The following is a 12,304-nucleotide window of genomic DNA, read 5'->3' as shown; positions in this document are numbered from 1 at the left end:
TAACGAAAGCCGTTTCATTTGAAACGGCTTTTTTATTGAAGAAAGCTCTATCTAGAAATCGCTTAAAAAAATAAAAAGTAATTAAATAATAAAATGCCTAAGTGGGGGAACTTATATCCACTTAGGCATATTTTGATCAACTTAGATAATTCTGAATTAAATTAAGGTCACGCCCTTTTATTAGCAGAGAGCAGGTGCAGCAAATTTTAAATCTTCCAGAATTCTTGTATAGCCACTGATATTGAATTTATTACAGTCTTCTTTTGTATCAATGTTTAAATAAGGCTGTGTACTTAGTGAAGAAACGAGCATGTAGTAATAATCGATGTTCATTTCATTACATCCTGGCACCTTTCTGAGCGCGGAATACAGGGTTTGTTTAGTCACGTGGTTAAAGCGTGATTCTTCCAGTTTTCTTCTGGATTCAATATCCTGGCTTAGTCCACCACGTGTCAGAAGGACAGGAATATTTGGGTGGTCTTGCCAGAATTGGACATACTTAACGATAATTTCTGACAACTGGACCTGGCTGCGTGAATTAAATGTAGCAAATTCTTTTGCCAGGCGAGGTGTGTGTTCTTCAATTAGCTGATCAAAAAGTTGTTCTTTATTTTTGAAGTAGTAAACAACCAGTGCTGGGCTAACTCCGGCTTTTTGAGCAATCAGCCTAAATGTGACTCGTTTGAATGCATGAGTTAAAAAAAGTTCTTCAGCAGCTTTTAAAATCGCTTCTCTATTTTCATTCATTGGCATAATCAGTACCGCTCCCCCTTATTGATATGCTTGATTCTATTAATAGAGCGAATGATGTCAATTTACCCAACCCTGAACAAACGACAGGATTAGTGTTAAATATTGTTATTGTTGTCAATTGTTGATGTTTGTGAAAATTTGTTAACTTAAAAAAGATATGAAATACAGACGGTTAGAGAGCGAAGGAATATAATGTAAGAATTGTAAGGTGGTGAGGTATATTTGTAATGGTGTGTAGAATGTAGGGCAATTCGGAGAAATCCTACAAATTGCCCTGTATTTCGTTAAGGTTTCAGAAGTACTTTAACTGACTCATCTACCTGACTTTCGTCAATATAACCGATGATGTTTTGACCACTTTTAACTGTATTTTTCACCAATTCAGCACTTGGTAGAGCTTTCGGTGGCTGACCTTTACCAGTGAATACACGTTTTGCCCAGTAAGCTTGCAATTGCGCTTCGGTTTTACCCGTCACTTTCTGGTGAAATTCATCTTTAAGCGCCTGACCGTCTTCCAGATCCAGTACTTCAATATTCAGCGACTTCGCCTTACCTAGGTACAGCTTTTTGATTGTTGATGCATTGAGTTCATCCATCGAAGGGTTACCTACCACAACAACGGCTGCGTTGGCTGTGGAAGTCAACGCTAATGCAGATACTAAAACTAGCTTCTTAAACATATCTTTTCCTTAAAATACAACGTCCACTTTCAGCGTGTAGAGTAGGTTGGTTTTGTCCTTGCTCTCGGAGTTTAGCCCGCCAAATGTTTCACCAAAACCAGTCATGTAGCTAATGTCACCCTTAAGTGCCACGTTGGTCATAACATCCCAGCGAGCACCAATGCTGTAGGTTGTGCGTTGGATGTTTTGCGCTGCTTGGATGACTTTTGCTGAACCTTCGATACTGCCCGCTGCTTTAGCTGCTGCCGCTTTTTGCTGTGCTTGAGCCATAAGTATTGCTGCCATACCAGGGTTGGTTGCCGAAATAGCTTTGGCTCTTGTTAGCAAAGCTTCAGCTTCAGCCGCAAGTTTAGCGGTACTGCCTTTTACCGAGTTGTAGTGTTTGTCTCGCACATCGTTATCTTTCGTTCTCATATGCGAAATGGTGAAATAAGGTGTTACGTTGTCAATGCGGTATGCTGTTGTTACGTAAGCCGAATCAACATCGGCATAGAAACCTTCAACTTCAGTACGTGTCAGTTCAGAAGACAGCATCAGGCTACCATTGTCGTAGCGGCCACCAATCCCATAGAATTTCGCAACTTCATTGTTGAATGTCGTATTGGAAAGTTTTCCACCAAGTGGTTTTAGAGCTGGATTCGTTGAATTCCAGTCTACGTCCGAATTCACCTTAGCCTGACCATACACTGCGCGTAGAGTCCATGTATCGTCAGTCCAGTTAACTACACCACCGTAGATATCATTAAACTCTGTTGGTGCATTGTAGCTGTGCTTATTTGCAGTCAGCTTTTGAGCGCCGGCAAAACCTTGGAACGACAGAGTGCTGTCATCCAGTTCCATGTCGTAGATGAAGTCTGCACCAGTAATCGAAGTCAGAACCACCGTGGAGTACACTTCTTGTGGAACGCGAACGCCAACCTGTGCATAGCCTACTTCTAAGTAATCTGAATACATAAAGAGTGGGGCACGTAGCTTACCGCCACGCATCTTGAAGTTTGGCGTAAATTGGTGGCTGATGAATGCCCATTCAATGTCAGGGCTCCAGCTCTCTCTCTTGGTACCACGAGCAACCAGCTGAACGGTTGCAGACGTTGAATCGTTAATCGAAAACTCGCTCTGCAAGCCAACCAACGAACCTTCGTTAAATTTGATTTGATCGGTTGAGTATGCAAAACCATGTTTGTTGTTTGCCAACTGCATATTCACCGAGGCAAAACCATTGAAGCTGATTTTGTCTGCTAGTGAAGAAGATTTTTGCGCTTCCAGAAGCTTGACTTGATGTTCAAGTGCTTCGATGCGCTGGTCGGAATTTGCTTCAGTCGCCTGGGCTGAAAAAGCAGCAGCACAAATCGCAGCTAAAGGCAGCATGCGAAAGGTAGTTCTTGTCATTATTATTCTCCGAAAGAGGTTAGACTTTGAATTGAGAAGTAGATTGGCTCAATTGAGAGACAATATGGCTTAGCTCGTTACTGAGCGATTCAAGTTCACTGGTTGATTGTGAAACTTGCTGGGAGCAGGCATTGAAATCGTCCAATCTCTGCTGAATATTGCTGGATGTCTGATGCTGCAATTCTGTCGCCTGAGCAATCTGCTTATTCACCTGAGTGATACTGGCGACCTGAGTCGTGATTTCAGAAAGGCTTTGCCCTGCTTCTCTGGCGTTGGTGACACCCAGAGCGGAACTTTCTAACCCCTGAGACATCGCATCAACTGCACTGTGAGCTTCGTTCTGCAGTTCTATAAGCAGAGTGTTGATCTCTGTCGCTGAGCTTTGAGTGTTGCTCGCCAGCACTCGAACTTCATCAGCGACAACGGCAAAACCGCGTCCGTGCTCACCTGCTCGCGCCGCTTCTATCGCCGCGTTGAGAGCGAGTAAGTTGGTTTGTTCGGCAACGTTTTGAATGGTGCTCAGGATAGAGCCAACGTTGTTTGTGTTTGCTTCCAGGTCTGAAATTTTAGATGCGGTATCGCGAATCTTCTCTGCCAGTTGCTCTATCTGGCTGGACGTCCTGGTCACTATGTCAGCCCCTTGTTCCGCTTTTAAATTCGCGGTCTGAGCTTGCCCGTCTGCCTGCGCAGCGAACTCGACAACACGCTCAATGGACTTCAGCATGTCATTGATCGAATGGGTGACATCTTCTATCTGAGATTGCTGCTGGTTGTTTAAGTCCAGAGTGTTTTGAGCGCTGAATTCCATTCGGTTAGAGACCTTTTCAAGCATCTGGCTGCTGTCTAATGTGCTCTTGATGATAAGTTGCAGCTTCTCGATAAACTGATTTACGCGTTCAACCAGTTTCGAAATTTCATCCTTTCCTGCGTACTCAATCCGCGCTGTTAAATCACCATTACCGCTGGCGATCTCTTTCATTTTTTCGGTCACTAGCGCGATAGAACGGGTAATAGAATGCTGAATGGCGAAAGACGTCATACACAGAACCACCATTAAGATGCCTCCAATTAACCAGGATATGGAGGAGGCATGGCTTGCGGAAGATTCTGATTCTTGAATGGTGGCAACAACTTGGTTGCGGATGATTTCGCGCAGCTTATCGGATTGATGAGTCAGCGTTTTTAGCGTTTCATCGTTGGCTTTTGCCCGGCGACTAAGCTCTTCAAATGTTCCATTGAGCTCAATAAAATCGACGCTTAGCTGTCTTGCCTGAGACGAATACTGGCTCAGGCTAGCCTGAAGTGTTGTAAAGTCAGAACGGTATTCTGGCAGAACCGACGCGCCTTTCTGCGTTTCCCCAATCAGGGTAAGGGTCAGTTCTTCTGCCGTGCTCAGGGCGCTTTCATCTTCCAGCACTACAGCAGAATCGAACTGCTGCTTTAGGCTTGGTAACAGAGAGTTCAGCTTGACGGCGCTTTCAAGAGCTGGGTAGTAATGTTTTTCTAGTGTGTTCAGACGTTCACTGCTTTCAGAATGAATGCTGACATTCACTGAAATGATAGAAAACAGACTTGCTGCAACCACCAGTAGCAGCAAGATAAACTGGCTTCGGATAGAGATGTATCGGGACAGTAGCATGACTTAGACTTACTTATTGGTTGATCACATCGGACCATTTTGACTGTCAGTCATTCTATCTTGTCTGGCTCATTACACTGAGCGGTTACATTAAACAATCATCTGACGTTGTTTAGATTCACCAGATAAATATCTTAACTTAGATTAAATTCTCGGTGATTATTCTTTCTTTCCAGTTGCTATGCCATTGCTCTAGTTCCGTTACAGGCATAGGTCTGGCTACAAAAAAGCCTTGTGCGAGCCCATTTACCTCAGACAAACTTTGCATGGTGGCCCATAGTTTTTGGTCCTCAATCCCTTCCGCAACGGTATCAAATCCCAGTTTTTCTGCCAGAAACAGACTGGCTTCCACGATGGCTCTGGAGGAACGGTTGTGGTTCACGTTTTTAACGAAATCCACGTCTAGCTTCAGTTCTGAAAAAGGGAGGTCTTCCAGTAACTTAAGAGAAGAATATCCCGTCCCAAAATCGTCAATTGCCAGTGTGATCCCTTTCATACAGATTCGAGTGGCGGAAGCCAGTGCGCGACCAAGATTCTGCACCACATCGGACTCGGTCAGTTCCAACCGGATGTGAGTTGGGGAGAGAGTGTTGCTTTCTATAAGCTGCAAAAGGTGGTTCGTGAATTGTTCATTCATTAACTCATTGGCGGTAATATTGAATGCGAAACGGCGAAACTCGGTATAAGGCAAGTCTCTGATTGCCTGATTCAGAGTTTGAAGGGCAACCGTAGGCAGCAAGCCCAATTGCTGAACCTTATCTAAGAAGAAAAATGGGGAAAGCACACCATAATCGGGATGATTCCAGCGGATGAGCGTTTCGCTTTCCTGCCAGTCACCCGTTTTAAAGTTGACGAGTGGTTGGTAATAAAGCTCAAATTCATGATTTTCCACCGCCTGACGGATTTGCGCCTCGGTGACCTCTATCTGAGAAGAAGCTGAACTCGTACTTAACGAGGCAGTCTGGTTCAAAAGGTTAGCCAGCTTTTCGGTTGTTACTGGCTTTTCCATCTGCCCAATCAAATTGAGACCATACTGGATGCACATTTTGTTTGCCGCGTTAATCACCATTTCATTTTGCGCGCTGGAGATGATCACATCACCGCGGTAGTTTTGTTCTCCCAGTTTTTGTAAAAGCTCCACACCATCCATAGTTGGCATGTTGAGGTCGCAGATAAGCAAGTTTGGATGATGCTTACCAATGTATTCCAAAGCCTCAGTACCGCAGGAAACGGACGAGATGTGGTTAAGACCAGCTTTTTCCAATTGGAGATGTAAGAATTTTCTCTGGAAATCATGGTCTTCGATTATTAATACGTGTCTATCCATACTGACTCCTACAACTATGCAAGCTGGATGGCTTCTTCTTTAGAGTGCTTATTGATCGCTTGCATAATCATCAGCCTTTTAAAAAAGCATAAGACCTTTTTGCTGTTATGGTTAATGCGTTGATGCGTTTTGTTGGTTTCATTGTCATTAGGTGAATGAGCAAGAAGATCGGCTAGGTATAGGTTGGCTAACGGAGAATGTTCCAGCAGTGGAGAACTCAACAAGCTGTTGAGAGATTTGTCATCTTTCTCACCCCTTTTGTGCTTACTCCAGGTGACAAACAGGGTTTTGTAAACGTCGGAAAATCGGTTGTTGACAGCTAAGGGTGTGGAATCCCACAGGAGTTTTGCCTTGTTCCAATTGCCTTTCGCCAGCAAAGAACAAAGCAGAAGTTTGTGTTCTTCGTCGAACCAAAGATCCTGTGTTATTGCTGTTTTGATCTTGGAAAGGGTTGTCGAGTCTAATAAATCCGGTTTCTGATGAGTCAGCCACAACGCAGATGACAGGGCGTTTGAATCAGGAGATTTTTCCTCAGCCAGAGAGACCAGCTTGGTTCTGATTTTCTTAACTTTTCCCTGTGCCAGCAAAATAGCCAGTTCCAGCGGGAAATATTCGGCTGCCTGAATGCCACTTTTTTGTTTAATTTCTGTGAGAACATCATTCGCCCGACTGACTTGTTGGTCTTGCAGTAAAAGAAATGCATAACCCAACCCTAACTTAGGAGTGGGGTGTGATTTGTAGAAAGCCTGAAGAACCATTAAACGATGCTGCAGGGTGGCTTTTTCGTTGTTCGTAAATTGCTCTATTACGTGAGCGACCTTTTTAGGCGATGACGTGGAGCGCAGTGACATCATAAATCCGTTGATGCCAGACCGATGGTATTCCTCGCAAGCGCGAGCACTCAGTGTCTGTATCTCCAGATTAGTCTGTATGCTGGCAGTGAGTGAGTCCATCCTCAGTGGTTTAACAATATACGAATTGGGTCGATACTGTGAAAACCTCTGAACCACAAGCGAAGAATTGTCCGCAGTTGCCACAATGATAATGGTATGGGATCGTCTGAGTTGCTGAATGTGTAGCGCTTTAAGAAAGTCGAGGCCACTTGCACCTTCACCAAGATTTTGGTCGATGATGACGACGTCAAAATCGTGAGCTTTGCAGAGCTGTAATCCTCGTTTTGCGGTCGCACACATGAAGATGTTTTCTGCCTGAAACCCCAATTTTAATATCATGATTCTTGAAGTGCCCCGGATCAGTTCACAGTCATCGATAAGCAGGACTTTTTTGTTTGAGATTGAATTCATCATGCAAGCTCACTCTCATTGAGCCTATTGGTGAGCCTGCTTACCTCTGAAAACAGTTCTGAATACAGGTGTTCATCTTCTTTGTCTGCTGCCTCTTCAAAGCGAGCAAGTGCTTCGGAAAGCGGTTGGCATTCGAGCATTCTGGCTGCTCCTTTCATTCTGTGCGTTACCTGTTTGATGTCGGCGTGGCTATTGCGAGACAAGACGGAGTTCAGTTCGTCCATATCTTTGTTCTGGCTGGTAATAAACTCTTTAATGATCTGCTTGGCGATCTCCATATCCCCGAAAATGTCGCATACTTTCTGTACGTCAATCATCTCTGATGAGTCGTCATCTGACTGCAAAGCCACAGTGTGTTCAGGCTCGGTACTTGCTTGCAGTTCCGTATCTGAAAAATCTAAGAATCCGAAATCTAGCTCAGGTTCTTCTTCATTTTCCCTCTGCTCTAAATCGGTATTGGGCGGGTCAATCACTGGTGGAAGTAGCCTTGCAATGGCTTCATCCATTACAGGCATCTTGGTCGGTTTAGACAGGAAGTCATCCATACCAAGCTCTAGGCACTTTTCTCTTTCGCCCTGAATGGCGTTGGCAGTTAACGCGATGATCGGTGTGCGGATCAGGCTTTCCTGACTTTCAAGTTTTCTAATGGCTTTGGTTAAGGCATACCCATCCATTTCCGGCATATGGCAATCTGTGATGATCAGACCATAGTTTTGCTTCTGGAATGCGTCATAAGCTTCTTTACCGTCGACAAAGATATCTGCGTGATAACCGAGCTGCTTGAGCTGGCTGGCGATGACCTGTCGATTGATTGGGTGGTCTTCGGCAATCAGAATTAAGCGACCAGAATGAATCGCTTCGTCTCGTGTTTGAAGAGGGGCGCTGTCTTCAATATTCTCGATCACCAAATCAGCATCGTTTCGTGCCGGATCGGAATCTATACAATGTTTAAGCTGAGACGGAATTATTGGGTTCGAAGACAGTAACCAATGGTTGTCTTGCGGAGTAGGGGATAGCATCCCTTTATCCGAAAGCACTAAGCAACGGACATTACTGTGATGAGCTTTCCACCACTCTTCCGTTAACTGGAGTTGGTTGTAATCAACGTCTGAAATAAACAACAAATCGCATTGATGTTTGCTGATTAAGAAATCCAGCTTATCTCGGCTATGGGTTTCTCCACGGCTGGCGGTTATGTTCCAGTTTTCAAGGTAAGTACACAGCTCTTCAGACTGGAAGAAATCGTTGATGATCAACCCCTGGAGTGGCGACTTATCCAGTTCTTCAGCACGTTCGATGACATCAACAGGCAGCATGACCTTAAATTGCGAACCAGAACCGATCTGACTGCTGACGGCAATGTCTCCACCCATCTGGTTGATGAGCTGCTTGCTGATGGTCAATCCAAGCCCGGAACCGCCAAATTTGCGAGTAGTACCTTCATCTGCCTGAACAAAAGGTTGAAACAACCCTTTGAGTGAGTCTTTTTCAATCCCGATCCCGCTGTCGATCACGCGCATCATAATGGTTTGTTTTTGATCGGATTCTTCGACCAAACTGACGGAGAGTCTTATGGTTCCATGCTCCGTGAATTTCACCGCATTATTGAGGAGATTATTCAAAACTTGTCCCAACCGGACTTCGTCGATGCTAATCAGATAAGCAAGGGCAGGGTCTAGCCAGAGTGCGAATTTCAGCCCTTTTGCCTGCGCATGTCTTGCCTGCAACTGAGTGATACGAATGATCAGCGACTCAAAAACGCAGGGCTGTGGGCTCAACGTGAGTTTCCCTGCTTCTATTTTTGAAAAGTCCAGAATGTCATTCACAATGTGCAGCAGATTATTTGCCGATTGCGAAAGGCTGGTGTGAATCTTCTCTACTTCATCCACAACTGAGTACTGCTCGCACAGTTCCAGCAAGCTGATGATGCCGCCAATTGGGGTGCGGATCTCATGGCTCATATTCGCCAGAAATCGCGATTTCGCTTCTGTTGCTGAAATGGCTTTCTGACGGGCTTCTCTTAGTTCCTTTTGCTGTTGTTTTAGCTCGGTAATGTCGGTGAGAACCGTGTTCCAGATATAGCTGTCTTCTGTCTCAGTGATTTTGCTCTGAATGTGAAGCCATTTTTCTTCGCCATCAATGACTAGACCAACATCTTGCGACATAAAGCCTTCGTCCAGCGCATGACGCACACACTTGATCAGCTCTTTTTTGTCTTTCTGCCTCATCGGGCTGAAAAAAGTGCGCGGAGATACCATCAATTGTTCAGATTCAATACCGATCAGATCTGAGATTCCGGCGCTAACAAAAGTAAATTGTATGGAATGGAGGTTTTGCTTGCTCTGAGTGTGTTGAAGTACCGCGCCGATAACATTATCAGCCAGTTTCTGAACCCTTTGCTCGGCGTCTTTCGCGCGCTTTCGCGTTAAATGAAGTTCAGTAATGTCGTCCAAAATGGTCACTGTGCCGTCGATCTGATGATCAGGCGTGACATAAGGGCATTTCCAGTAAGCGTAATGTTTCTCTGCCCCATCAATGATCACTTCATTCTCTAAGCGTGGAAGAGAGTAACCACTCAGAATGAGGTTGTCTTCATCCTTGTTGTTAACCAGAGATTCCGTCAGATAATTTAGGTATTTCAGATCGCTTGCAGCTTTGTTTGTACTCTGGATGATGCCGTTGGCATCCCGAACCACGATAGGGAAGGGGATCGCATCAAGAAGAGAACGCTCGTAATTGACTCGCTTTTTCAGATCTTCTTCGGCTTTTTTACGGTTGAATACTTCTTTCTTGAGTTTCCAGTTCCATGCCATTATCACCAAGATGATAAAACCAGCGATACCCGCAACGGACAGTAAACCGTATAACACGTCACGCGTTTTCACCCCACTTTCGTAGTTTGCGTTACGCCACTTTTTCTGAATTTCCTGAATACGGCTAGGTGGAATTGCACTAAGAGCTTTATTGATGATGTTGATAAGAAGCTGCTGGTCGTGCTCAACCGAAAAAGAGACGGGTACTTCACTTTCTTTATTCAGCAGGCTTACCACGCGCAATTGCCCCGCATACTGGCTTTGCAGCTTAGGGGAAGCAATAAACAGTGACATCACAGCATTGTCTAACTGTTTGTTGTCTAGCGCTTCTAATACTTCGTCGTCGGTTTTGAATAGCTTGATGTTACAGGTCGGGCAATACTCACGAATGACATCAACTCCAACGGTATCGTCTACAGTACCTATCGTGGCACCATCAAGCTCCGAGAACATCAGCCCCGCTGTGTAATTTTCGCTTCGTCCTATGACCACCCAAGGCTCCTGCATGTAGGGACGAGAGAACAGGTGATCGGCGTACTTTTCTTGCTTGATACTGGCAGCAGCGTGAATCAGAGGCTTGGTATTGGAATGGTGGTAGTCCAGTTCATCTTCATTCAATGTTTGCAGGTTGATGTAATCCCATTTCAGCCCGGTAATCAGGGCAATCTCCTGAAGAATCTCTGCTGATATCCCCTGGTGACCTAGGTTGGCTGAATAAAAATCGATAGGTTTCGAATTCCCTCTGGTGACTACCAGCACACTGGGGTGAGTTCCAAGCCATTTCTGTTCAGCTTCTGTCAGAGCTAAAGTATCGTTCTGTACCAACAGAAAGCGCTCTTGCGTTTCATCCAGCCAGTTTTTAAGTATTTCCTTATAGCGGGTACTGCGGCGAAAACTGTTGATGGCTCGGTTGAATTCTTCAACTAACTGGGTGTTAGTGGATTTAGTCGCCAGAAAATGACTTTGAACAGGCAAATCATCAAACAGAGAAATAGAAAGAAAATCGGCGTAAGGACCGGTTTGCAACTGCTGATATAGCATTAAGCCGTCACCAACCGTCGCGTCAGAGACTTCCATTGCCACTTTGTAGATGGCGTCGCTGACGGATTCGGATGGTAAAAGGCGGGAGGATGGATACAAATCTTTCAGGTAGGATTCATTACCAAACTGCTTCACATACGACAGAACCCGACCATTTAGCTCATGATAGAAGCCAATTTGTTCGTGAGACAATCCAATCTGACGCGAAGAAACAATAGGGTTGGTGAATGACAGTGCTACGTCCCGATAATTTGCCCCGTGAGCAGTGATGGCATCCACTTCCTCCTTTAACAACGCGTCATATAGATCCGTGGCGTTATCGTACGGGACAAAATGTATGTTGCGGTTAACGTAGAACTGAAATTCGTTAATGATACTGGGCAAGAGTCCAGTCACTTCACCTTTCTTCACGGTAGAGTAGGGGGCAAAGTCTTCTTTCAACACACCAATATTAACGGTGTAGGAATATCGCTTCTCTTCTGTTTGTTCGGCATTTATTGGCAAGCTCAAGACCAATATGCTGAACAGAGATAGGATGTATGTGACGAATTTCATTTTTATTCTCAGTAATCGCAATCGATTAAAGTTTAAAAAAAATGAAACAGGTTCGATATTTACCCGGTTAAACAAGGTGTTAACTTTGTTTAGTTTTCAAAACAATATCAATGATGAATATAGAAGGGGAAGGAGAGGACCAATACATAACTTCTTGATAAGCTCTGTATTTTATTATTTAGCTCAATAATAATTGCTTTCATAACATTTTTGTTGTCAATGTAATCGATAGCAACGCTTTTTTGATGGTTGTAAAGCTGTAAGGTTATGAAGTTTTTGATTTTTTCTTTATTAGCTCAGTGTGGTGCTTGGATTTTTGTGACATTAAGCCAGAAAAACTGCTAAACGTGGCTTGTACTGTATAATAAATGTTACTATCATTCTTATAAATTATTGTAGTTATATAGAAAAAACGCTTCTCACCAAGGGACGATGTTTGTGGAACCAACAATCTCCAATTTACGGCAAATCTTTCAAAATAAGATTCACAATGCGGCTGTTACGCAATCTCCGTGCTCAGGTTCTGCAACCACTTTATCAGTGTTAACAAAAGAAGAACTGTCTGAACTCGAAAATCTATGGGTTCAGCTTATTTTGTGGCAGAAGGAACAGCACTGAATCGAGGCGTTACAACTCCGGCTCTTGAAAGCTCGCATTTAGCGAGCTTTTCTTTTTTCAGGCGCTACCAAACGGGCTTGAGCCCTCTTTGAATTAAATGTTACATTATAACAATTGTGTGCTAGAGACGGATCGAGTGATCGCTTGATTATCCTATCTCGTATCCCCATCTAGTAGTCAGAGCA

The 12,304-nt window shown here is 44.3% G+C and carries 7 protein-coding genes; all 7 read right to left on the bottom strand.

Translation table 11 applies throughout. The features are described 5' to 3' along the window. Positions 1-180: 180 nt before the first annotated feature. Positions 181-753: a TetR/AcrR family transcriptional regulator gene (locus INR79_RS11020; RefSeq protein WP_223094199.1), complete on the bottom strand. Its 573-nt coding sequence runs from the start codon at positions 751-753 to the stop codon at positions 181-183. 284 nt (positions 754-1,037) lie between these two features. Next, positions 1,038-1,433 carry a phosphate ABC transporter substrate-binding protein gene (locus INR79_RS11015; protein WP_223094197.1) on the bottom strand — a complete coding sequence of 132 codons (396 nt, stop codon included), beginning with the start codon at positions 1,431-1,433 and terminating at the stop codon, positions 1,038-1,040. 9 nt (positions 1,434-1,442) lie between these two features. After that, positions 1,443-2,822, bottom strand: a complete 1,380-nt coding sequence (locus INR79_RS11010; RefSeq protein ID WP_223094195.1) for a hypothetical protein — start codon at positions 2,820-2,822, stop codon at positions 1,443-1,445. A gap of 19 nt (positions 2,823-2,841) precedes the next feature. After that, complete coding sequence (locus INR79_RS11005; RefSeq protein WP_223094193.1) at positions 2,842-4,461, bottom strand: methyl-accepting chemotaxis protein; 1,620 nt, start codon at positions 4,459-4,461, stop codon at positions 2,842-2,844. Positions 4,462-4,600: 139 nt separating this feature from the next. Further along, positions 4,601-5,788, bottom strand: a complete 1,188-nt coding sequence (locus INR79_RS11000) for an EAL domain-containing protein (protein WP_223094191.1) — start codon at positions 5,786-5,788, stop codon at positions 4,601-4,603. A gap of 14 nt (positions 5,789-5,802) precedes the next feature. Then, positions 5,803-7,095, bottom strand: coding sequence for a response regulator (locus INR79_RS10995; protein WP_223094189.1), 1,293 nt, complete (start codon positions 7,093-7,095; stop codon positions 5,803-5,805). Continuing rightward, positions 7,092-11,501, bottom strand: coding sequence for an ATP-binding protein (locus INR79_RS10990; RefSeq protein ID WP_223094187.1), 4,410 nt, complete (start codon positions 11,499-11,501; stop codon positions 7,092-7,094). Before INR79_RS10990 ends, INR79_RS10995 begins: the two co-directional genes overlap by 4 nt. Positions 11,502-12,304 lie beyond the last annotated feature (803 nt).

It is taken from the genome of Vibrio sp. SCSIO 43132 (assembly GCF_019904195.1).
Classification (GTDB): Bacteria; Pseudomonadota; Gammaproteobacteria; order Enterobacterales; family Vibrionaceae; genus Vibrio; species Vibrio nigripulchritudo.
The sequence above is the reverse complement of the archived record's forward strand: the minus strand, read 5'-3'. Positions and strand labels throughout refer to the sequence as shown.